We start from the raw sequence: 20,896 nt of genomic DNA on the forward strand, positions 1-20,896 counted from the left end.
CCTCAAACCGTTTGGCGTTGACGCTGGCCGCCCCGGTCCGCCGGGGCGGCCAGGGACGGGATGGTGGGGGCGGACGCGCCGCCGCTGTTTGCGGAGCCGTGGCGGCTCATTTCGCGCAAGCCCGCCACGTCGAGGATCAGGGCGACCCGGCCGTCGCCGAGGATGGTCGCGGCGGCGACGCCGTCCAGCCGGCGGAAGTTGGCTTCCAGGCTCTTGATGACGACCTGCTGCTGGCCCAGCACCTCGTCGACGACAAGGCCGAGGCGGGAGCCGTCCTCCGTCTCCACCAGGACGACCAACCCCTTGGTGGCATCGTCGATGGCCTTGGGGATGCCGAACAGCCGGTGCAGATGCACCAGCCGCACATATTCGCCGCGCGCCATGATGACGTCGCACTTGTTGACCAGCCCGTGCAGGTCGGCGGGCTTCGGCCGCAGGCTCTCCACGATGTTGGTCAGCGGCAGGACGAAGCGCTCGTCGCCCACCGAGATCACCATGCCGTCCAGCACCGCCAGCGTCAGCGGCAGCGACAGGACGAAGCGCGAGCCTTCGCCCGGCGCCGAATAGACGCCGATGCGGCCGCCCAGGCTGGAGATGTTGCGCCGCACCACGTCCATGCCGACGCCGCGGCCGGACAGGTTCGACACCTGGTCGACGGTGGAGAAGCCGGGCAGGAAGATCAGGTTGTCGATCTCCTCGTCCGACAGGGCGGATCCCGGCTGGACAAGCCCCTTCTCGATCGCCTTGGACAGGACCTTGGCGCGGTTGATGCCGCGGCCGTCGTCGGTCACCTCGATGACGATGCGGCCGGACCGGTGGGCGGCCGACAGATGCACGGTGCCGGCGCGCGGCTTGCCGACGCGCTCGCGCTCCTCCGGGCCTTCCAGCCCGTGGTCGATGGAGTTGCGGATCATGTGGGTCAGCGGGTCGACGAGGTTCTCCACCACCGTCTTGTCGACCTCCGTCGTTTCGCCCGACGTGACCAGCATCACCTCCTTGCCGGTCATGGCGGCGCATTCGCGCACCAGCCGCGGCATGCGCGAGAAGACGCTGGAGACCGGCTGCGCGCGGATCGACATCACGTTCTCGCGCAGCTCGCGGGTGTGCTGGGCGAGACCTTCCAGCCCCTCCAGAAGTTCCTGGAACTGGCCCGGCGGCAGGTCGCGCAGATGTTCCGCGATCATCGCCTGGGTGATGACCATCTCGCCGACCATGTTCACCAGACGGTCGATCTTGTCGAGGTCGACACGGATGGTGTGGGTGGTCGGCCCGGCATGGTCGCCCCCCGTGCCGCCGCCATTCGCACGCTTGGCGCCGTCGCCGGGCTTCGCCGAGCCGGAGGTGGCGACCGGCGCCGGCGGGGCGACCGGCGGGGGAGGGGGAACGACCGGTTCCGGCAGATTGGCGGCCGGCTGGACGGAAGGCGGCCGGACGGGAGCCGGCTGCGCAGCAGGCGCGGGCTCGGCCGGCGGAATGATCGCGGGCGGCAGGGCTTCGGCGCTGATGCGGATGTCGCAGTCGTCGGCGACGAATTCGAACACGTCGTCGATCTGGGCGCGGCCGACCCGCGGATCCGCCAGCAGGGTCACCGTCCAGGACAAATACAGCAATTCGGCATCGAGGTCGCGCAGGGAGGGCAGCCGGTCCAGATGGCAGACCACCTCGGCATCGCCCAGCCGGCGCAGGGCGCGCAGCATGTAGGTCGGCTCGTTGCCGGACAGCAGCAGTTCGGCTTTCGGACGGAAGACGATGGTCCAGCGGACCTTGTCCCCGGGACTCTTGCCGCCGGGAACCGGGCCGGCGACGGGCGGCGGCTGGTCGTCGCGGGCGGCCTGGATGGCGGCCAGCGCATCGCCGAAGATGCCGGCCTCGTCATCCTCGTCGTCGGCATGGACCGTGGCGGGCGGCGGGGCCGGGGTCTCTTCCGCCGCCCCGGTCTTGCCCAGGAAACGGCGCAACGCCGCGATGGTGTCATCCGTCGTCCCGGCCGGGGGTTCCGTCCCGTCGTCGGCATGGGCCAGCAGGCGGGAGAGCACGTCGTTGGCACGGATCAGCGTGTCGACCAATTCGGTGCTGACCGGAATTTCGGCGTTGCGCACGCCGTCCATCACCGTTTCGAATTCATGGGCGAAGGCGACGAGGTCGCTGAAGCCGAAGGCGCCGCCGCCGCCCTTGATCGAATGGACGGCGCGGAAGATCGCATTCACCTCGTCCATGTCGATCTCGCCGGGGGCGAGGCGCAGCAATCCGGCCTCGGCAACCGCCAGGAGTTCGGCGCTTTCGTCGAAGTAGGTCTGCTTGAAGCGGCTGAGATCGTCCACGGCTGTCCCCCTCCCTTGCGCTGACGGCTTGCGGTCAGCCGCAGACCTTCTGCACCACCGACACCAGCTTGTCGGGGTTGAAGGGCTTCACGATCCAGCCGGTGGCTCCGGCGGCGCGGCCTTCGGCCTTCTTGCCGTCATCCGCTTCGGTGGTCAGCATCAGGATCGGCAGGGTGCGGTGGGCCGGGATGGCGCGCAGCCTGCGGATCAGGGTCAGCCCGTCCATCACCGGCATGTTCAGGTCGGTGATGACCAGATCGACCTTGGTCGTGGCGATGGCGCTCATCGCCTGCTGGCCGTCGGCGGCCTCGACCACCTCGTAGCCGGCACCCCGCAGGGTGAAGGACACCATGTCGCGCATGGTGCGCGAGTCATCCACCGTCATCACTGTCTTCTTCACGCTTGGCTCCATTGCTTCAGCCAGGCGGCGAGCCCCAGATCCTCGCAGGCTTCGGCGAGGATCTCGGACGGGGTGGCGACGGCGAAGGCGGCACCGCGTCCGGCCGCATCTCGGGCGGCGACGACCAGTGCCTGGATGCAGGCGGCGCTGATGCGTTCCACCCCCTCCGCCTGGACGGTGACGTCCGCCGACGCCCTGACGGCAGCGCGCAGACTGTCGAGCAGGGGTTGCGCCATCGGCAAATCGAGGTCGCTCGGCAGGCCCAGGCGAATGCCCCCGTCATCCTCCTCCGTCCACTTGATCAGCGACACGCTACCCCTCCGTCCAAAGCCGGCCCGCTCCTGCGCATTCCGGTTGCAGGAGCGACGTTGCCAGAAGGCGTCTCAAGGATTCGTTAAGCCCAAAGGCTTGGAGGACAAGGGAAGCGTTGGTAAGCCGGGGATAACCGCAGCCAAAATTGGGACATGGGTGCCGAGATGCTCCAGGGGGCGCTCCAGGAGGCGCTCCGGGAACGGCGCCGGAGCATGCGCCTCAGCCCGTCAGCCGGGCGATCAGCGGCCGGAACTCCGCCAGGACCGACTCGTAGACCGGCCGCTTGAAGGCGACGATCAGGCCTGGCAGCTCTTCCGCGTCGATCCATTTCCAGGCGTCGAATTCCGGATGGTCGGTGTCGAGCCGGATGTCGGTCTCGTCGCCGGTGAAGCGGGCCAGCATCCACATCTGTTCCTGCCCGCGCCAGCGGCCCTTCCAGACCTTGCCCAGCAGATCGTCGGGCAGGTCGTAGCGATGGGGGGCGGCGGTCATGGCGATGAACTCCGCCTTCGCGGTGCCGATCTCCTCCTCCAGTTCCCGGAAGGCGGCGCCGCGGGCGTCCTCGCCGTCGTCGACGCCGCCCTGCGGCATCTGCCAGTCGGCTTCCGACCCGCAGCGCTTGGCGACGAACACCTTGCCGCGGTCGTTCAGCAGCATGATGCCGACGCAGGGGCGGTAGGGCAGGGCGTTGCGGTCGATGGTGGGGGGCATGCCGGAGGGCTCCGTTCGGATCAGGCTTTGGTGACGAAGAAATAGACGGTCATCGCCCCGCCCACCAGGATCACCAGCTTGCGCAGGACCGGCGGCGGGATGCGGCGGGCGACCGAGGCGCCGGCATAGCCGCCGGCCATGGCGGCGACCAGCATGATCAGCGCTTCCGTCCAGTAGACGGCACCCCCGGCGACGAAGGCAGCCACCGCCACCGCGTTCAGGCAGCCGGAGACCAGCGACTTCAGCCCGTTCATCGCATGCAGGTCGGTCAGGCCGAAGACGCCGAGCGTCGCCAGGATCAGGATGCCGATGCCGCCGCCGAAATAGCCGCCATAGACGGCGATCAGGAACTGCACCGCCAGCACCGTGCCGTGGCCGATGGTGAAATTTCGGCGAACCCAGGCCGACGCCGTCGGGCCGATGGCGAACAGCAGCGTGGCGAACAGCAGGAGCCAGGGCACGATGGTCTCGAAGATCCGCTGCGGCGTCCACAGCAGAAGCAGGGCGCCCAACAGCCCGCCGACCAGACTGATGCCGAGGAAGGAGGGCAGGTGGATGTCGCGGATGCGGCCCAACTCCCGCCGATAGCCGAAGGCGCTGGCCAGCGCGCCCGGCGACACCGCGACGGTGCTGGTGGCGTTGGCGTTCAGCGGCGGCACGCCGGCCAGGATCAGCGCCGGGAAGGTCAGGAAGCTGCCGCCTCCGGCCACGGCGTTCAGCACGCCGGCGAAAAAGGCGGAGACGATCAGCAGCAGCGTCAGCATGTCACCTTACCTGAAACCATGTCCCGGACCTGAAGCCATGCCCCGGCGATGCGGGCCCGCCTTGCGTTTTGCACGCGTCCGCCCGTACCGCAACGCCGAAGTCCCACACCCACGCGGCTTTCGCAATCCCGAACAATTCGTTAAGGTCGTCGTCCCTTCAACGGATAGAGTGTCCGGAGACCTCCATGTCCGCCCTGCTCGACACCACAGACGCCCTGCACGACCAGATGATCGCCCTTGGCCGCGCCGCCCGCGCCGCCGCGGCCGCGCTGGCGACCGTGCCAGGACCGTCGAAGGACCGGGCGTTGCGGGCGGCGGCGGCGGCCATCCGCGCCCGCGCCGCCGAGATCAAGGCGGCCAACGCCGAGGACATGGCGAGTGCCCGCGACCTGTCCGGCCCCATGCGCGAACGGCTGATGCTGGACGACAAGCGCATCGAGGCGATGGCCAAGGGCCTTGAGGACATCGCCGACTTCCCCGACCCCATCGGCGGCGTGCTGGCGGAGTGGACGCGGCCCAACGGCCTGCACATCCAGCGCGTCCGCGTGCCGCTGGGCGTCGTCGGCATCATCTATGAAAGCCGGCCCAACGTGACGGCGGACGCCGGCGGCATCTGCCTGAAGTCGGGCAACGCCGCCATCCTGCGCGGCGGGTCGGAGAGCATCCGCTCGTCCCGTGCCATCGCCGCCTGTCTGGCCCAGGGCCTGCGCGAGGCCGGGCTGCCGGAGGCGGCGATCCAGCTGGTGCCGACCACCGACCGCGCCGCCGTCGGCCATATGCTGACGATGCGCGATTACATCGACGTCATCATCCCGCGCGGCGGCAAGTCGCTGATCCAGCGCATCGCCGACGAGAGCCGGGTCCCGGTCATCAAGCATCTCGACGGCAACTGCCACGTCTATGTCGATGCCGCCGCCGACCTGGAGAAGGCGCGCAAGGTGGTGCTGAACGCCAAGATGCGGCGGACTTCGATCTGCGGCGCTGCCGAGACCCTGCTGGTCGACCGCGCCATCGCCGACACGGCCCTGCCGGCTCTGGTGAAGGACCTGCTGGACGCCGGCTGCGCGGTGCGCGGCGATTCGGCGGCCCAGGCGGTCGATCCGCGCGTGACGGCGGTGGCGCCGGAGGATTGGGACACCGAGTATCTCGACGCCATCATCGCCTGCGGCGTGGTGGATGGGGTGGATGGCGCCATCGACCACATCGACGCCCACAGCTCCCACCACACCGAATCGATCCTGACCGAGGATCCGGCGGTGGCCGAGCGCTTCCTGTCCCGCGTGGACAGCGGCATCGTGCTGTGGAACGCCTCGACCCAGTTCGCCGATGGCGGCGAGTTCGGCATGGGGGCCGAGATCGGCATCTCCACCGACAAGTTCCACGCCCGCGGCCCGGTGGGTGCGGAGCAACTGACCAGCTACAAGTATGTCGTGCGCGGCGATGGCCAGACGCGGCCTTAAGGTGAGTGCCCTCTCCCGTCCCGGGAGAGGGAGGGGACCCGCCGAAGGCGGGGAGGGTGAGGGGCGATCCGAACATGGATCCCCTGATCCTCGCATCACCCCTCACCCTTCCCATGCTTCGCATGGGCCCCTTCCCTCTCCCGGGACGGGAGAGGGAGCCCGTTCGGGGCTGACGGATCGCGCGCCCCACCTCTATTCCGGTCCGCTCTACGCCGGTCTCACCGTCGGCATCCTCGGCGGGTCGTTCAACCCGGCCCATGCCGGGCACCGGCACATCAGCCTGTTCGCATTGAAGGCGCTCGGGCTCGACCGCGTCTGGTGGATGGTCAGTCCGCAGAACCCGCTGAAGTCCGCCGCCGGCATGGCCTCGCTGCCCGAGCGGCTGGCGGAGGCGCGGGCGGTTGCCGCCCATCCGCGGATCGAGGTGACGGCGATCGAAACCGCGCTCGGCACCCGCTTCACCGCCGACACGCTGGCCAAGCTTCAGCGCCGCTTCCCGAAAACCCGCTTCGTCTGGCTGATGGGGGCGGACAATTTGCGGCAAATTCCGCGCTGGAAGCACTGGATTCGAATCTTCGACTCGGTGGCCGTTGCGGTTTTCGCCCGTCCAACCTATTCTCTTGGTGCGTTGAGCGGCAAGGCCGCCCAGCGCTACACCCGTCGGCGGGTGTCGGTGTCGGGGGTTAAGGGGCTGGCGCGCCGCAGGCGGCCGGCCTGGGCGTTCTTACGCAACCCCTTGCACCCGGCCTCGGCGACGGCGATCCGGCAGGCACGGGCCGCCGGGTCGTGAAACCGTTGCAAGAGGTTGGAGCCATCACCACGCACACCGAAACGGCCGCGACCGCTCCGCGGCCAGCCGCCGTTCCCCAGATCCTGGAGCCTCAGGAGCTGAAGGCGCTCATCCAGGCGTCGCTCGACGCCGACCAGGCGGATGACGTGACCGTCATCGATCTCGCCGGGAAAACCACCTTCGCCGATTACATGGTCGTGGCGTCGGGCCGCAACACGCGGCACATCGCCGCCATGGCCGTGAAGCTGGCCGAAAAGCTGAAGCAGGCCGGCGTCCGCGGCGTCGAGATGGAAGGCATGGCCCAGTGCGACTGGGTGCTGGTCGATGCCGGCGACGTGATCGTCCACCTGTTCAAGCCGGAAGTCCGGACCTTCTACAACATCGAAAAGATGTGGGGTCTGGAACTGCCGACGCCGTCGGGCACGGCGCGGCTGAGCGCCTGACGGGCCAAGGGCGGAAACGAGAGCGAAACGAGGGCGGAGGGCCGCACCATGCGTCTGTGGCTCGCCGCCGTCGGGCGGTCGCGGGGTGGACCGACCCGCGACCTGTTCGACGAGTATGTCGGACGGCTCGGCTGGCCCCTTACCCTGAAGGAGGTCGAGGTGAAGAAACGCCTCTCCTCCGACGAATTGAAACGGCAGGAGGCCGAGCTGCTGCTCGCCGCCGTGCCGTCCGGCGCCATCGTCGTGGCGCTGGATGAACGCGGCAAGGCGCTGCCCAGCGAGACCTTCGCCGCCAAGATCGGCGACTGGCGCGACCGTGGCGCCGGCGATCTCGCCTTCCTGATCGGCGGTGCCGACGGGCATGGCGACGCGGTGCGCGCACGGGCCGACTTCCTGCTCGCCTTCGGGCCGATGACCTGGCCCCACATGCTGGTGCGCGGCATGCTTGCGGAGCAACTCTATCGCGCTCAACAAATTCTTGCCGGTCACCCCTATCACAGGTCCTGATTCCAAGCGTCGCATCCGGCGCGCGGAAAAGCGCCGGAGCTGAAAAACACGAAACTCCGAGACCACAACCTTTCGAGAAAGGTAAGCGCGATGACCGAGACCAACCGACCCCGCCCTGTCGTCCTCTGCATTCTGGACGGCTGGGGCTATCGCGAGGAGCGGTCGGACAACGCGATCGCGCTGGGCGACACCCCGAATTGGGATCGCCTGTGGTCGGCCGGACCGACGGCCTTCCTCGACGCCAGCGAGGAGGAGGTCGGCTTGCCCAAGGGCCAGATGGGCAACTCCGAGGTCGGCCACATGAATCTCGGCGCCGGCCGGGTCGTCATGCAGGATCTCGTGATGATCGACCATGCCATCGTCGAGGGCGATCTGGAGCGCAACGCCGCGCTGAACGATCTGGTCAAGACGATGCACAAGACCGGCGGGCGCGTCCATCTGATGGGCCTGATGTCGCCGGGCGGCGTCCACTCGCATCAGGACCACATCGCGGCCCTGGCCGGCGTGCTGTCGCGCGAGGGCGTGCCGGTGGCCGTCCATGCCTTCACCGATGGCCGCGACGTTCCGCCGCAGAGCGCCAAGGACCAGGTCGCCGAGTTCATGGCCGACGTCTTCGAACTGCCGGGCGTCGAGGTGGCGACCGTCATCGGCCGCTACTACGCGATGGACCGCGACAAGCGCTGGGACCGCGTCGCCAAGGCCTATGCCGCGATGACCAGGGCGGAGGGCGAGCGCGCCGCCGACCCGATCCAGGCGATCGAACAGAGCTATGCCGCCGACAAGCATGACGAGTTCATCCTGCCGACGGTGATCGGCGACTATGCCGGCATGAAGGACGGCGACGCCATCCTGATGGCGAATTACCGCGCCGACCGCGCCCGCGAGATCCTCGCCGCCTATGTCGAGACGGAGTTCGACGGCTTCCCGGTCGACGGGGCGCCGAAGCTGGCCGCCGTGGTCGGGATGGTCGAATACTCCTCGGCGCTGGCGAAGCTGATGACCACCATCTTTCCGCCGAAAATCCTGACCAAGGTGCTTGGCGAGGTGGTTTCCGAGGCCGGAATGAAGCAGCTGCGCATCGCCGAGACCGAAAAGTACCCGCACGTCACCTTCTTCTTCAACGGCGGCGAGGAGCGGGTCTATGAGGGCGAGGACCGCATCCTGGTGCCGTCGCCGAAGGTCGCCACCTACGACCTCCAGCCGGAGATGTCGGCGTCGGACGTGACCGACAAGCTGGTCGGCGCCATCGAGTCGGGCAAGTACGACCTGATCGTCGTCAACTTCGCCAATCCCGACATGGTCGGCCACAGCGGCATGCTCGACGCCGCCATCAAGGCGGTGCAGGCGGTCGACGTCAGCGTCGGCAAGGTCGAGGCCGCGGTGCGCCGTGCCGGCGGCACCATGCTGGTCACCGCCGACCATGGCAACTGCGAGCTGATGAAGGATCCGGAGACCGGCGGACCGCACACCGCCCACACGCTGGACAAGGTGCCGCTGATCCTGATCAACGGCCCGGCCGGCGCGCGGATCGACAGCGGCCGTCTGGCCGACATCGCCCCTACGCTGCTCGACCTGCTGGGCCTGCCCAAGCCGGCCGAGATGACCGGCCGCAACCTGCTGGTCCGCACCGCCGCCCGCGCGGCGGCGGAATAACGGATGGCGCCCGTCCCCCTCACCCTAAATGCCCCCTCTCCCCCCCGGGGAGAGGGTCGGGGTGAGGGGGGCGCGTGGCGTGGAGTCGTGGGAAGCCCGACGCTTCAATTTACATCCCGTGATGGATCCCCCTCACCCAGCCCTCTCCCCGCTATCAGCGGACCTTCGGTCCGCCTGTCGCGTCAGCGCAAACTTCGTTTGCGCGTGAGCGGGGGGGAGAGGGTATCCGTGGGGGGAAGGGTGTCCGGGGCGGGAGAGGGTATTCTCGCCGGCTTCGTCGTCATCGCCGGCCTGATCCTCGCCCAGCCGGCGAATGCTCAAAATGGTGTTCCGGCCGAAGCGCCTAAGGACACGCTGAAGCGGGTCGAGCAGCAGCTCCAGACCGGCAAGCAGCGCCAGCAGCAGCTTGAACGCCAGTCCCAGGCGCTTCAGACCGAACTCGACGACCTGCGCGGCCGGCTGATCGCGCTGGCCGATCAGGCGCGCGGGCAGGAGCAGTCGCTCGACCAGTTGGAAGACTCGCTCACTGCGCTGGAGGCGGAGGAGCGCGATCGCTCCGCCGGGCTCGACGCCGAGCGCCAGCAGATCGCCACTCTGCTGGCCGCCCTCCAGCGGCTGGCGCGCATCCCGCCGGAGGCGGCGCTGGCCCGGCCGGAAAGCCCGGTCGATACCCTGCGCTCCGCCCTGCTGCTGCGCGACGCCGTGCCGGCCCTGCGGGCGCGGGCCGATGCGCTGGCCAAGGCGTTGACCGCGCTGGCCGACACCCGCGGCAAGCTGGTGGACCAGCGGTCGAAGGCGCTGGCGGCGCGGGTGGCGCTGAGCGAGAAGCAGGACGAGATGAACCGCCTGATCGCCCGGCGCGAGGAGTTGTCGCGCCAGACCGAGGAGGAGCGCGTCCAGGTCGGCCAGCGCATGGCGGATCTGTCGGGTCAGGCCACCGACCTGCGCCAGCTGATGGAGCGGATCGAGGCCGAGCGCCGTGCCGCCATCGAGGCCGCCGCCCGCCGCGAAGCCGAACGGCGCGAGGCGGAGCGCAGGGAAGCCGCCAAGCGCGAAGCGGAAAAGCGCGAGGCCGAACGCCGCCTCGCCGCCCAGAAGGAAGCCGAGCGCAAGGACGCCGAACGCAAGCTGGCCGACTTGCGCGCCGCTGAGCAGAGGATCGCCGAACAGAAGGCCGCCGAAGAAAAGCGGGCGAAGGACGAGGCTGCCAGGGAGGCGGCGCGCGAGCGCGAGCTGGCCGCGAAGTCTCCCGATGGCCCTCCGGCGGTCGCCGGCATGGTGCTGCCGGCCGCCGGCAAGCTGACCACCCGCTTCGGCGAGGCCGACCGCTATGGCGCCACCAGCCGCGGCGTGACCGTCCAGACCCGCGCCGGGGCCGCCGTGGTGGCGCCGCGCGGCGGCACGATCGTGTTCGCCGGCCCGTTCAAGGGCTATGGCCTCATCTTGATCGTGGAACACGGCAACGGATATCATAGTTTGATTGCGGGTTTGGGCCGGATCGAAACGGCCGTCGGGCGTAAGGTGGCCAGCGGGGAACCGCTGGCGGTCATGCCGCCGGACGGCAATCCGGATCTCTATTTCGAGCTGCGACGAAACGGCCAGCCGATCAATCCGCAACGCGGGTTCGGCGCCCCGGAGGGGAAAGGACAAGGGTAGATGAGGATGTTCAAGCGCGCCGCAACGGCGGCAGCTCTGGTGTTTCTGGGCGCCGGCGTCGCCACCGTCACTGCTCAGTCCAGCAATTCGTCGGACACCTACCGGCAGCTGAACCTGTTCGGCGACGTCTTCGAGCGCGTCCGCGCCGAGTATGTCGAGCCGGTGACCGACGAACAGCTGATCGAATCGGCGATCAACGGGATGCTGACCTCCCTCGACCCGCATTCCAGCTATCTGAACAAGAAAAGCTTCCAGGACATGCAGGTCCAGACCCGCGGTGAGTTCGGCGGGCTGGGCATCGAGGTGACGATGGAGAACGGCCTGGTGAAGGTCGTGTCGCCCATCGACGACACCCCGGCCTTCCGCGCCGGCCTGCAGCCGGGCGACCTGATCGTCCAGCTGAACGGCGAGGCGGTGATGGGCCTCAGCCTGAACGAGGCGGTGGAGAAGATGCGCGGCCCGGTGGGCAGCGAGCTGAAGGTCACCGTCCGCCGCGGCGAGGCGGGGGAACCCTTCACCGTGTCGCTGACCCGCGCCGTCATCAAGGTGCAGTCGGTCCGCTTCCGCACGGAAGGCGACATCGGCTACGTCCGCGTCACCAGCTTCAACGAGCAGACGCAGAGCGGGCTGGAGAAGGCGATCTCCTCCATCCAACAGCAGCTGGGCGACAAGCTGAAGGGGTTCGTGCTCGACCTGCGCAACAATCCGGGCGGCCTGCTCGACCAGGCGGTGTCGGTGTCCGATACCTTCCTGGAGAAGGGCGAGATCGTATCGACCCGTGGCCGCCGGGCGGAGGAGGGCACCCGCTTCAACGCCAAGCCGGGCGACCTGATCAAGGGCTTGCCGCTGGTGGTGCTGATCAACGGCGGGTCGGCCTCGGCCTCCGAAATCGTCGCCGGCGCCCTGCAGGACCACAAGCGCGCGATCATCATGGGCACCCAGAGCTTCGGCAAGGGATCGGTGCAGACCATCATTCCGCTGCCCGGCCATGGCGCCATGCGGCTGACCACGGCGCGCTACTACACGCCGTCGGGCCGCTCGATCCAGCAGCTCGGCATCACCCCGGACATCGAGGTGCATGTCGCCAAGGTGGAGGATCTGGACAGGAACATCGTCCGTCGCCGCGAAGCCGATCTGAAGGGCGCGCTGGTCAACCCGGATGCCGCCAACAAGGCACCGCGTCCGGCCACCACCAATCCGGCGGCTCCCGGCACTCCGGCCGCTCCGAATCCGGCAGCGCCCGCTCCGGGTCCGGGTGCCGGTGCCGCTCCGGCCGCTCCCGGGGGCGCCCCTGGGACCGCTCCCGGCACGCTGCCCGCTCCGGGTGCAGCGCCGGCGGATGGGGCTGCGGCGGAAGGGGCGGAACCGCCCTTCGACTTCCAGCTCGCCCGCGCGCTGGATCTGCTGCGTGGCGTCGCCCTGTTCCAGCAGCGCTCCGCGGCGCGCTGACCGGGACGACGGACGGTGAAAGCTCCCGCCCTGCTCGGTCGTCTGCGGTTCGATGTCCGGGGCCTCCGCCCCGGGCTCGGCTGGCTGCGCCGCGTCCGCCGCGATGGCGGCGGTTCGGCGGGACGACCGCGCAAACCGCTGTCCAAGGCCCTGCTTGGGGCGGTCGCCCTGGTGGCGGTCGCCGGCGGCGGCCTGGCCGGCTGGCTGGCGCTGAACGGCGCGGCGACGCGGCAATCCTGGCAGGCGTCGATTCCCTCGGCGACGGTGGCGGTCGCACCGCTGCCGCCACCGACCCCCGAGCCCAAGGTCGCGGCACCGGCGGTACCGCCGCCCCTGCCGACCGATGCCGCCCCGTTGCCGCTGCCCGGTGCCCCCGCGGCGGCGGTGACGCTGGTCCCGGCGCCGGTGCCGGGGCTGGTGGAGGACAGCCGCAACGGTCCGCTGCCGCGCATCGCCCAGGACGGTCGCAAGCCTTGGCAGGTCTATGCCCGGCCCTTCCCGGCCACCGACAAGCGGCCGCGGATCGCCATCGTGATGTCCGACCTCGGGCTCAGCGGCGTCACCACCGGCAACGCGCTGGCGAAGCTGCCGCCCGGCATCACGCTCGCTTTCCTGCCTTATGCCGAACGGCTGGACGATTGGGTCGAGCGTGCCCGCACCAAGGGGCACGAGGTGATGCTGTCGGTGCCGATGGAGCCGCTGAACTACCCGCGCGACGATCCCGGTCCGAACGCGCTGCTGACCATGCTTGGCTCCGACCGCAACATGGAGCGGCTGGAATGGTCGCTGGGCAAGGCGGTCGGCTATGTCGGCATCACCAGCACCACCGGCAGCAAGTTCACCGCCAGCCCGGCGGCGATGCAGCCGGTGGTCGATGCGCTGAAGGCGCGGGGCCTGCTTCTGGTCGATGCCCGCGTCAATCCCAAGAGCGTGGCGGGGCCGCTCGCCAATCTGGCCGGGGTGCCGCGGGCGCTGGGCGACCGTGTCATCGACCGCGACCTGTCGCGCGGCGCCATCGACGACCAGCTGCGCGAATTGGAGGAGATCGCCAAGACCAACGGTGCCGCCGTCGGCTTCGCCTCTCCCTATCCGACGACGATCGAGCGGCTCAATCTGTGGCTGACGTCGCTGGCCGACCGCGGGATCGCGCTAGCCCCGGCGTCGGCGGTGGTCAACATCCAGAAATAGCGGTTCGAGTCGGGGGACGCGGGCGGCAGTCCGCCTCACCCGCAAAGCGCATCCCAATCCAGCGCCCCCGGATCCTCGACCAGATGATCGACGGTGTCGAACACCACGGCGGGATGCTGGGGCCAGGCGATGGTCAGCATGCCGGCCGCCTTGGCGCTGCGGGCGCCGGTGGGGCTGTCCTCGATCACGGCGCAGGCCTCCGGCGGCAGACCCAGCATCTTCGCCGCCAGCAGATAGGGCTCCGGATGGGGCTTGCCGTTGGCGACGTCCTCCCGGGCGATGCTGAAGCGGAAATGCGGAATCGCCATGGCGCGCATGTTGGCATCGACGATCATGCGCCCGCCGTTCGACACGCAGGCCTGGGCCAGTCCGCGGGCGGCGAAGGCCTCCACCAGGGCGAAGGCGCCCTCGCGCGGGCGCACCCGGTCGACGTTGGCGACATACTGCGCGTTGATCTCGTCGGCCCAGCGGTGCAGCTCGATGGGGAAGGGCCGGCGCGCGTGCAGGGCGGCATAGATCTCGCGGAAGGCGACGCCGTGCATCGCCCGGCAATCCTCCTCGCTCAGCTCATGGCCGTAGCCGCGGCAGACCTCGACGGTGATCTGCTGGTGCCAGGGCTCGCTGTCCATCAGCGTGCCGTCGATGTCCCACAGGATGGCGCGGATCGGGCTGCGCGACAGGGCGGTCACCGCACCACCAGATCGTCGCGGTGGATCATCTCGTCGCGCCCCTGATAGCCCAGGATCTCCGGGATCTCCGTGCTCTTGTGGCGCAGGATCTTGCGGGCGTCGTCGGCGCTGTAGGCGACGAGACCGCGCGCGACCTCGCGTCCCTCCTGGGTGCGGACGATCACCACGTCGCCGCGGTCGAAGTCGCCCTGTACGGCGGCGACCCCGGCCGGCAGCAGGCTGGCGCCGTGGGACAGGGCGCGCGTGGCGCCGTCATCGACCACCAGCACGCCGGTGGCATTCACATGGCCGGCGATCCACGCCTTGCGGGCGCTGGTCGGCTCGGCCGACGGCAGGAACCAGGTGCAGGGCGCGCCGCCGTCCTCCGGCCGCCGTTCCAGCGCCGCCAGCGGGTTCATGCGCTTGCCCTTGGCGATGACCATGCGGCAACCGGCCGACAGGGCGACCCGCGCCGCGGCGATCTTGGTCACCATGCCGCCGCTGCTGTAGCCGGGGGGCGGCTCGCCGGCCATGCCCTCGATCTCCGGCGTCAGCTCGCGCACGGTGGGGATGTGGCGGGCGTCGGGGTCCTTGCGCGGATCGGCGGTGTAGAGGCCGTCGATGTCCGACAGCAGCACCAGCGTGTCGGCGCTGACCATCTGCGCCACCCGGGCGGCCAGCCGGTCATTGTCGCCGAAGCGGATCTCGGCAGTGGCGACGGTGTCGTTCTCGTTGATGACCGGGACGGCGCCCAGCTTCAGCAGGGTGTCGATGGTGTTGCGGGCGTTCAGGTGGCGCCGCCGCTCCTCCGTGTCCTCCAGCGTCACCAGCACCTGGGCGACGGTGACGTCGTGGCGGGCCAGCGTCTCCTGGTAGGCGTGGGCTAGGCGGATCTGGCCGGTGGCCGCCGCCGCCTGCTTCTCTTCCAGCTTCAGCGCGCGGCCGACGAGGCCGAGATGCTCCCGCCCGCAGGCGACGGCGCCGGAGGTGACGATCACCACCTCCTGGCCGCGCCTGCGGCAGGCGGCGACGTCGTCGGCCAGCGCGTCGAGCCAATCCCGGCGGATTTGCCGGGTTTCCCCATCGACCAGAAGGGCCGAGCCGATCTTTACGACCAGCCGGCGGGACTCGAGAAGGGTAGGGGCGTCAAGCGCCATGGCGGGGGGTTCCGTCCGTATCGTCGTCCGAACCGTCCTCTTCGCCCTCCGGCCCATCCTCGTCAAGGGCCTCGTCCTCTTCGCCGCCCTCCAGCTCCTCCCCCTCTTCGAGAGCGCCCTCTTCGAGGTCGTCCTCTTCGAAATCCTCATCCTCGCCGCCGACCCATTCGCCGGTTTCGTCGTCCCACCGCATCTCGCCATCGTCCGGCAACTTCTGGCCGACCGGCGGGCGTGGGATGGACCGGGTGGCGGGGGCGTGGATGACCTCGGGCTCTTCCGCCTTCGACTCCTTGATGACCGTCAGCAGACGGTACAGCACCTTCTGCACGCCCTGGCCGGTGGCGCCCGACAGCACCATGACTTCGGCGCCGGACGCCTCTTCCAGCGCCGCCTTCTTCTCGTCGATCTCCTCGTCGAGCAGGGCGTCGGCCTTGTTCAGCCCGATCACCTCCAGCTTGTCGGCGAGGTTGCCGCCATAGGCCGCCAACTCGTTGCGGATCGTCCGGTAGGAGGCGACGACGTCGTCCGCGGTGCCGTCGATCAGGTGCAGCAGGATGCGCGAGCGTTCGACATGGCCGAGGAAACGGTCGCCCAGCCCATGTCCCTCGTGCGCGCCCTCGATCAGGCCGGGGATGTCGGCGATGACGAATTCCTCGTCACCGGCACGGACGACGCCCAGGTTGGGGGCCAGCGTGGTGAAGGGATAGTCGGCGATCTTCGGCTTGGCCGCGGTGGTCGCCGCCAGGAAGGTCGACTTGCCGGCATTGGGCAAGCCCAGCAGGCCGGCATCGGCGATCAGCTTCAGCCGCAGCCACACCCACTGCTCCTGGCCCGGCCAGCCGGGATGGAACTTGCGGGGCGCGCGGTTGGTCGGCGTCTTGAAATGAGCGTTGCCGTGGCCGCCGTCGCCGCCGCGCAGGAAGACGCGGCGCTGGCCGGCCTCGGTCAGGTCGCACAGCACGGTTTCCTGGTCCTCGTCGAGGATCTGGGTGCCCACCGGCACGCGTAGGACGACATCCTCGCCGCGCGCGCCGTTGCGGTTGCTGCCCATGCCGTGGTGGCCGCGCTGCGCCTTGAAATGCTGCTTGTAGCGATAGTCAATCAGCGTGTTCAGGCCATCCGCCGCCTCGATCACCACATCGCCGCCCCGGCCGCCGTCGCCGCCGTCGGGACCGCCGAACTCGATGTATTTCTCGCGCCGGAAGGCGACGGCACCGGGGCCGCCGTCACCGCTCTTCAAGAACACTTTGGCCTGATCGAGAAACTTCATCGGGGAACCCTGCCCGTAAACGGAAGGAAAACCGGCAGCGGGACAGCACCGGAATCAAAACGAAAATCGGGGGCCGGTCGCCCGGCCCCCCGACTTTATCCCACAAGCGTGCAGGCCTGACACACAGGCCGCGCAACGACCCGACAGGTTACTCGGCAGCGACGGCCGGAACCTGGTCGTTGGCCGGAACGACGTTCACGAAGGTGCGGCCGTTCGAGCTGTGCTTGAAGTAGACCTGACCGTCGGCCATCGCGAAGATGGTGTGGTCGCGGCCGAGCCCGACATTCTCGCCCGGGTGGAACTTGGTGCCACGCTGACGGACGATGATGTTGCCGGAGACGACGTTCTCGCCGCCGAAACGCTTCACGCCGAGACGGCGACCGGCGGAGTCACGGCCGTTGCGGGACGAGCCGCCTGCCTTTTTGTGTGCCATGGGGTGTTGCTCCTAAAACTGAAGGGACGCCGAATAGCCAGCCCGGAGACCCGGATCAGGCCGCGCCGTTGATGCCGGTGATGCGCAGGACGGTCAGGTCCTGGCGGTGGCCGTTCTTGCGGCGGTAGTTCTGGCGGCGCTTCTTCTTGAAGACGATGATCTTCGGGCCGCGATCCTGGGCGACGACCTCGGCGACGACCGAGGCGCCGGCCACGGTCGGGGTGCCGATGGTGGTGTTGCCTGCGTCGCCGACCATCAGCACGTCATCGAGCGTGATGGAGGCGCCAGCATCGGCCTCGAGCTTCTCAACACGGATCACGTCGCCATTGGCGACCTTGTACTGCTTGCCGCCGGTGCGGATCACTGCAAACATTGTCGTCACTGCCTATGTCAAAACAAACGGCGGGCTTCTCGCCCACCGTTCGATGCGCAAGCCCGTTCATGGGAGCGACGATCTATACTCAGGAGGGCCCCGGAGTCAACAGGGATGCGGGCCAAAAGCTCCGCATTTTTCTGCAAAAAGGGCTTGCACGGCCGAAGGCGTTTATATAGGTTCCGCCCACCCCGCTAAACGGGGCAGCGGATGGGTGGCAGAGCGGTTGAATGCACCGCACTCGAAATGCGGCATACCTTCACGGGTATCGGGAGTTCGAATCTCCCCCCATCCGCCAGTCTCTCTCTTCTGAGAGAGAAATGACAGCAGGAAGCGCCAGCCGGATCGGCTAGGCGCTTTTTTCATGTCCGGGTTTTGGCCGCCTCCGATCGGCCGGCCGGGCTTCCCCTTTTTCTCCGCACGGTCGCGATAGCCGTTCCCCCGGCTGGTTTGTTGGTCATATCAACGCCAACACCCAGATCCCTTTCATGCGGTCCGCCAAGGGTGCGATCCGCCTGGGGTTCGACCGGAGGGGTGCCGCCATGAACACGCTCAGCCGCCAGGACGGATGCCTGCGATTCTCCTATGTGGCCGAGGGTGGTCTGCGGGTGGAGGGCACGCACGACCCGGCCGAGCAGGTGCTGATCCTGAAGGTCACCGCACCGCAGGGGCGGGTGATCCATATGGATGCGCTTCCCTGCGACGATCCCCGCGTCATCCTGGCCGCGCTCCGTGAATGGGGCGAGCCACCCGAAGAGGTGCGCGACGCGCTGCCGGCGCTGGGCGGCAACGCCATCCTGCTGGAGACGCGGCTCGGCGACTCGGTTCGGGCCTCGGTTCGCCGTCATGGGATGAAGGTGGAGGTCGTCTTCATCGATGCCGACGGCCGGCGGGTGGCGGAATTGCGCGCCGGCAGTCTGGAAGCCCTCGACGCCAAGACCGGCGGGCTGCTTCGCCTGTCGCAGCGGACTCGTGCGGTGCTCAGCGTCTGGCTGTCGGCGGAGCCGCTGTGGCTCGCGGCCCTTCTGCTGGGCGGGCCGTTCCTGGGCGCTCTGCTGATCGGATTGGGGGCGCAGGTGCCGCCGGAGCAGGTCCTGGTCACCGCCTATGCCGGGGCGGCCGGGCTGGTCGCGGCCTATGAACTGCTGCGCGCCGGCTACGCGGAGTGGGTGGTGGCACCGCCGGACGGCTTTCCGCGGCGATAGCGGTCTTTCAAAGCGTTTCCGGCGATCCACTCAAGCACGCAGGCTGGTAAAAAGCATTTGATTGGTATTGCGGATCTTCCGTTTGACGGAAAAACAAGGCCCGACGCTGTGGCGTCGGCTTCGGGAGTCCGACCATCGCCCCGCCCATAGACGGGCCAAACGATGGGAGGACATCACATGACGCAGACCAAGGATTGGATCATCGGCTGTGCCATATCCATTCTTTGCGCCGGCACGGCATGCATGGCGGCGGCCGATCCGGCGCTGGAGGGGACGGTGCGCAAGGCGGTCAGCCAGCAGGCCCAGCCCTGGCTTTCCGATCCGGCGGTCGTCGCGGCGGTGAAAGCGCAGAATGCCAAGCATGCCGGCATCGCCCAGTCCAAGATCGACGAGATGGACAATCAGTGGAAGGCGGCGGCGAAGGCCGGCGGCGCCAACCCCGCCTTCGATGCGATCGCGGCGAATGCGGTGTCCAAACAGCTGAAGCAGGTGGTCGACGGCAGCGGCGGCCGGATCGTCGAAGTCCTTCTCATGGACGATCATGGATTGAACGTCGGCCAGACCGCCGGGACCTCGGACTTCTGGCAGGGCGACGAACCGAAATGGCAGAAGGTCTTCACCGGCACTGCCGACCTCTACATGACCGACCCGGAAAAGGACGACAAGAGCGGAGCCATGCTGACTGAAGCCAGCGTCCCGGTGCTCGATCCGGCGGGAAAGCAGAAGATCGGCGTGGCGATGATCGTGCTGGACACGGCGAAGCTGGGCCAGTAGGCGCCACGAAACACCCGGACATCGACGAAAGATGCGGCGCCCCGGAGGACCCGGGGCGCCGTTCTCATATCAGGGTCATTGATGGACGGACCCTGTCAACCGTCAGGCCGCCCGCTGGCTGAGGGCGGGAGCCGGAGCAGGCGACTCGACCTCCACCGTGGCACTGCCGACGGCGGAAGCGATCGGAATGCTCCGCGGCTTCATCGCTTCGGGTACCTCGCGCGCCAGCTCGATGTGCAGAAGGCCATTCTGAAGAGACGCGTTGGTCACCTTGATGAAATCGGCCAGCTGAAAGCGGCGCTCGAACGCGCGGCCGGCGATACCCCGGTAGAGGAATTGGCCGGTCGGCTCGTCCTTCTTAGCTTTACCAGTGACGGTCAACGAGTTCTGGTGAGCGGTGATGTTGAGGTCATCGATACCGAAGCCGGCGACGGCCATGGTGATCCGGTACGAATCCTCGCTCAGCTTTTCGATGTTGTAGGGCGGATAGGATGCCGCCTCGTCACCGGTGGTCGCGGTCTCCAGCAGACGCGACAGGCGGTCGAAACCGACGGTGGAACGGAACAGCGGCGAAAGGTCGTAGCTACGCATGACATATCCTCCGAAAGAGCGATACGGCCGTCGAGGACCACGGATTCGGTCGGTCCTTTCGGGCGGGGTTGGTGGCGGACCCCGTATGGGCATCCGCCGGACGAGCGAGAGATAATCGACGCTTTTCGTCGTTCAAGAGGGTGGTCCCACGAAGCGCGGCCGACTCCCGCCTGGGGTTGCCGGGTGCCGCCCAGTCACCAATTTTTAATCAGTTGCGGCAAGGCTCACGCTAGGGCCGTAAGTCCGCCGGAGGGGGCCGACGACCATGACTTCGCACACCTTCTTCTTCAACGGTCCCTACGACGAGACCATGGCCCTCTTGATCGAGGCGCGGAATTACATCGCCTATCATGATGCGGCCGAACACCGGAAACTGCCGCCGCAGGTCCGCCTGCAGATCTCCTACGAATCGATGCGGGTGACCAGCCGCCTGACCCAGGTGATGGCGTGGCTGCTGGCGCAGAAGGCCGTGCATGCCGGCGAGATGACGAAGGAGCAGGCGGCGAGCGAGGATTACGCGCTGTCGGGTGGAGAGATCTGTTCCGACCCCAGCGGTCCCGACAACGAGGAACTGCCGTCCGGCCTGCGCAGCCTGCTGGAGCGCAGCCATAGCCTCTACATGCGCGTCCACCGGCTCGACCATATGGTTCGGGCCGATGTCGAGCGGGAGGCCGCGGCGGCAGCGGTGGGGTGATGCGGGCTTGCCGGATGCCCAGACTGGCTGGGCGTCCGGATTAAGAAAGCGCGCAAACGAAAAGGGCGTCCGAACCA

General features: G+C 68.6%; 22 protein-coding genes and 1 tRNA gene. 12 read left to right on the top strand and 11 right to left on the bottom strand.

Features of this window, described 5'->3' with window-relative positions:
- Positions 1–2: 2 nt before the first annotated feature.
- From JHL17_RS37190 to JHL17_RS20920, 5 genes are all read right to left on the bottom strand, one after another.
- Complete coding sequence (locus JHL17_RS37190; protein ID WP_200196059.1) at positions 3–2,321, bottom strand: chemotaxis protein CheW; 2,319 nt, start codon at positions 2,319–2,321, stop codon at positions 3–5.
- A gap of 34 nt (positions 2,322–2,355) precedes the next feature.
- The gene (locus JHL17_RS20905; protein WP_200196061.1) at positions 2,356–2,733 is read right to left on the bottom strand and encodes a response regulator; all 378 of its coding nucleotides are present in this window, start codon (positions 2,731–2,733) and stop codon (positions 2,356–2,358) included.
- Positions 2,718–3,032 carry an STAS domain-containing protein gene (locus JHL17_RS20910; protein ID WP_200196064.1) on the bottom strand — a complete coding sequence of 105 codons (315 nt, stop codon included), beginning with the start codon at positions 3,030–3,032 and terminating at the stop codon, positions 2,718–2,720. The genes JHL17_RS20905 and JHL17_RS20910 overlap by 16 nt, the downstream gene beginning before the upstream one ends.
- Before the next feature lie 220 nt (positions 3,033–3,252).
- Positions 3,253–3,744, bottom strand: coding sequence for an RNA pyrophosphohydrolase (locus JHL17_RS20915; protein WP_200196066.1), 492 nt, complete (start codon positions 3,742–3,744; stop codon positions 3,253–3,255).
- A 20-nt stretch (positions 3,745–3,764) separates the two neighbouring features.
- Entirely contained in the window at positions 3,765–4,508 is a 744-nt protein-coding gene (locus tag JHL17_RS20920) for a sulfite exporter TauE/SafE family protein (protein WP_200196068.1), read from the bottom strand.
- A gap of 185 nt (positions 4,509–4,693) precedes the next feature.
- On the opposite strand from JHL17_RS20920, the gene JHL17_RS20925 reads away from it, so the two are divergent.
- The 8 genes from JHL17_RS20925 to JHL17_RS20960 all read left to right on the top strand — a co-directional run bounded on the left by JHL17_RS20925 (position 4,694) and on the right by JHL17_RS20960 (position 13,654).
- Positions 4,694–5,968, top strand: coding sequence for a glutamate-5-semialdehyde dehydrogenase (locus JHL17_RS20925; RefSeq protein WP_200196070.1), 1,275 nt, complete (start codon positions 4,694–4,696; stop codon positions 5,966–5,968).
- A gap of 169 nt (positions 5,969–6,137) precedes the next feature.
- Complete coding sequence (locus JHL17_RS20930) at positions 6,138–6,758, top strand: nicotinate-nucleotide adenylyltransferase (RefSeq protein ID WP_200196199.1); 621 nt, start codon at positions 6,138–6,140, stop codon at positions 6,756–6,758.
- Positions 6,755–7,201, top strand: a complete 447-nt coding sequence (rsfS, locus tag JHL17_RS20935) for a ribosome silencing factor (RefSeq protein ID WP_200196072.1) — start codon at positions 6,755–6,757, stop codon at positions 7,199–7,201. The genes JHL17_RS20930 and rsfS overlap by 4 nt, the downstream gene beginning before the upstream one ends.
- A gap of 48 nt (positions 7,202–7,249) precedes the next feature.
- The gene (gene rlmH / locus JHL17_RS20940) at positions 7,250–7,708 is read left to right on the top strand and encodes a 23S rRNA (pseudouridine(1915)-N(3))-methyltransferase RlmH (RefSeq protein ID WP_200196075.1); all 459 of its coding nucleotides are present in this window, start codon (positions 7,250–7,252) and stop codon (positions 7,706–7,708) included.
- A gap of 90 nt (positions 7,709–7,798) precedes the next feature.
- A complete protein-coding gene (gene gpmI / locus JHL17_RS20945; RefSeq protein ID WP_200196077.1) occupies positions 7,799–9,361 on the top strand; it encodes a 2,3-bisphosphoglycerate-independent phosphoglycerate mutase in 1,563 nt (520 codons plus the stop codon).
- Between the two features lie 228 nt (positions 9,362–9,589).
- Positions 9,590–11,017: a murein hydrolase activator EnvC family protein gene (locus JHL17_RS20950; RefSeq protein WP_345773850.1), complete on the top strand. Its 1,428-nt coding sequence runs from the start codon at positions 9,590–9,592 to the stop codon at positions 11,015–11,017.
- A complete protein-coding gene (locus JHL17_RS20955) occupies positions 11,018–12,466 on the top strand; it encodes a S41 family peptidase (RefSeq protein ID WP_200196079.1) in 1,449 nt (482 codons plus the stop codon). It begins immediately after the preceding gene.
- 15 nt (positions 12,467–12,481) lie between these two features.
- On the top strand, positions 12,482–13,654 hold the full coding sequence (locus tag JHL17_RS20960; protein ID WP_200196081.1) for a divergent polysaccharide deacetylase family protein: 1,173 nt from the start codon (positions 12,482–12,484) through the stop codon (positions 13,652–13,654).
- A 35-nt stretch (positions 13,655–13,689) separates the two neighbouring features.
- On the opposite strand, the gene JHL17_RS20965 is transcribed toward JHL17_RS20960, so the two are convergent.
- The 5 genes from JHL17_RS20965 to rplU form a co-directional block, all read right to left on the bottom strand.
- Complete coding sequence (locus JHL17_RS20965; protein WP_200196083.1) at positions 13,690–14,343, bottom strand: HAD-IA family hydrolase; 654 nt, start codon at positions 14,341–14,343, stop codon at positions 13,690–13,692.
- Positions 14,340–15,479, bottom strand: a complete 1,140-nt coding sequence (proB, locus tag JHL17_RS20970) for a glutamate 5-kinase (protein WP_200196085.1) — start codon at positions 15,477–15,479, stop codon at positions 14,340–14,342. Before proB ends, JHL17_RS20965 begins: the two co-directional genes overlap by 4 nt.
- Positions 15,469–16,749 carry a GTPase ObgE gene (obgE, locus tag JHL17_RS20975; RefSeq protein WP_200196087.1) on the bottom strand — a complete coding sequence of 427 codons (1,281 nt, stop codon included), beginning with the start codon at positions 16,747–16,749 and terminating at the stop codon, positions 15,469–15,471. The genes proB and obgE overlap by 11 nt, the downstream gene beginning before the upstream one ends.
- A gap of 148 nt (positions 16,750–16,897) precedes the next feature.
- Entirely contained in the window at positions 16,898–17,182 is a 285-nt protein-coding gene (rpmA, locus tag JHL17_RS20980) for a 50S ribosomal protein L27 (RefSeq protein WP_200196089.1), read from the bottom strand.
- 55 nt (positions 17,183–17,237) lie between these two features.
- On the bottom strand, positions 17,238–17,555 hold the full coding sequence (gene rplU, locus JHL17_RS20985) for a 50S ribosomal protein L21 (RefSeq protein ID WP_012974890.1): 318 nt from the start codon (positions 17,553–17,555) through the stop codon (positions 17,238–17,240).
- A 208-nt stretch (positions 17,556–17,763) separates the two neighbouring features.
- On the opposite strand from rplU, the gene JHL17_RS20990 reads away from it, so the two are divergent.
- From JHL17_RS20990 to JHL17_RS21000, 3 genes are all read left to right on the top strand, one after another.
- A tRNA-Ser gene (locus tag JHL17_RS20990) sits at positions 17,764–17,853 on the top strand.
- A 190-nt stretch (positions 17,854–18,043) separates the two neighbouring features.
- Complete coding sequence (locus JHL17_RS20995) at positions 18,044–18,760, top strand: hypothetical protein (RefSeq protein ID WP_200196091.1); 717 nt, start codon at positions 18,044–18,046, stop codon at positions 18,758–18,760.
- A gap of 177 nt (positions 18,761–18,937) precedes the next feature.
- Positions 18,938–19,534, top strand: a complete 597-nt coding sequence (locus JHL17_RS21000) for a PDC sensor domain-containing protein (RefSeq protein WP_200196093.1) — start codon at positions 18,938–18,940, stop codon at positions 19,532–19,534.
- Positions 19,535–19,636: 102 nt separating this feature from the next.
- On the opposite strand, the gene JHL17_RS21005 is transcribed toward JHL17_RS21000, so the two are convergent.
- Entirely contained in the window at positions 19,637–20,125 is a 489-nt protein-coding gene (locus tag JHL17_RS21005; protein WP_200196096.1) for an Hsp20 family protein, read from the bottom strand.
- 265 nt (positions 20,126–20,390) lie between these two features.
- Between JHL17_RS21005 and JHL17_RS21010 the strand changes: the two genes are divergently transcribed.
- Entirely contained in the window at positions 20,391–20,819 is a 429-nt protein-coding gene (locus JHL17_RS21010; RefSeq protein ID WP_200196098.1) for a DUF1465 family protein, read from the top strand.
- The last annotated feature ends 77 nt before the right edge of the window (positions 20,820–20,896 follow it).

Origin of the sequence: Azospirillum endophyticum (genome assembly GCF_016595245.1) — a bacterium.
Lineage (GTDB): Bacteria > Pseudomonadota > Alphaproteobacteria > Azospirillales > Azospirillaceae > Azospirillum > Azospirillum endophyticum.

What these genes read in the sequence shown, in the direction of transcription:
- JHL17_RS20905 (WP_200196061.1), bottom strand. Translation starts at nt 2,733, where the DNA reads ATGGAGCCAAGCGTGAAGAAGACAGTGATGACGGTGGATGACTCGCGC.
- JHL17_RS20915 (WP_200196066.1), bottom strand. Translation starts at nt 3,744, where the DNA reads ATGCCCCCCACCATCGACCGCAACGCCCTGCCCTACCGCCCCTGCGTC.
- JHL17_RS20920 (WP_200196068.1), bottom strand. Translation starts at nt 4,508, where the DNA reads ATGCTGACGCTGCTGCTGATCGTCTCCGCCTTTTTCGCCGGCGTGCTG.
- JHL17_RS20925 (WP_200196070.1), top strand. Translation starts at nt 4,694, where the DNA reads ATGTCCGCCCTGCTCGACACCACAGACGCCCTGCACGACCAGATGATC.
- rlmH (WP_200196075.1), top strand. Translation starts at nt 7,250, where the DNA reads ATGCGTCTGTGGCTCGCCGCCGTCGGGCGGTCGCGGGGTGGACCGACC.
- gpmI (WP_200196077.1), top strand. Translation starts at nt 7,799, where the DNA reads ATGACCGAGACCAACCGACCCCGCCCTGTCGTCCTCTGCATTCTGGAC.
- JHL17_RS20955 (WP_200196079.1), top strand. Translation starts at nt 11,018, where the DNA reads ATGAGGATGTTCAAGCGCGCCGCAACGGCGGCAGCTCTGGTGTTTCTG.
- proB (WP_200196085.1), bottom strand. Translation starts at nt 15,479, where the DNA reads ATGGCGCTTGACGCCCCTACCCTTCTCGAGTCCCGCCGGCTGGTCGTA.
- obgE (WP_200196087.1), bottom strand. Translation starts at nt 16,749, where the DNA reads ATGAAGTTTCTCGATCAGGCCAAAGTGTTCTTGAAGAGCGGTGACGGC.
- rpmA (WP_200196089.1), bottom strand. Translation starts at nt 17,182, where the DNA reads ATGGCACACAAAAAGGCAGGCGGCTCGTCCCGCAACGGCCGTGACTCC.
- rplU (WP_012974890.1), bottom strand. Translation starts at nt 17,555, where the DNA reads ATGTTTGCAGTGATCCGCACCGGCGGCAAGCAGTACAAGGTCGCCAAT.
- JHL17_RS20995 (WP_200196091.1), top strand. Translation starts at nt 18,044, where the DNA reads ATGCGGTCCGCCAAGGGTGCGATCCGCCTGGGGTTCGACCGGAGGGGT.
- JHL17_RS21000 (WP_200196093.1), top strand. Translation starts at nt 18,938, where the DNA reads ATGACGCAGACCAAGGATTGGATCATCGGCTGTGCCATATCCATTCTT.
- JHL17_RS21005 (WP_200196096.1), bottom strand. Translation starts at nt 20,125, where the DNA reads ATGCGTAGCTACGACCTTTCGCCGCTGTTCCGTTCCACCGTCGGTTTC.
- JHL17_RS21010 (WP_200196098.1), top strand. Translation starts at nt 20,391, where the DNA reads ATGACTTCGCACACCTTCTTCTTCAACGGTCCCTACGACGAGACCATG.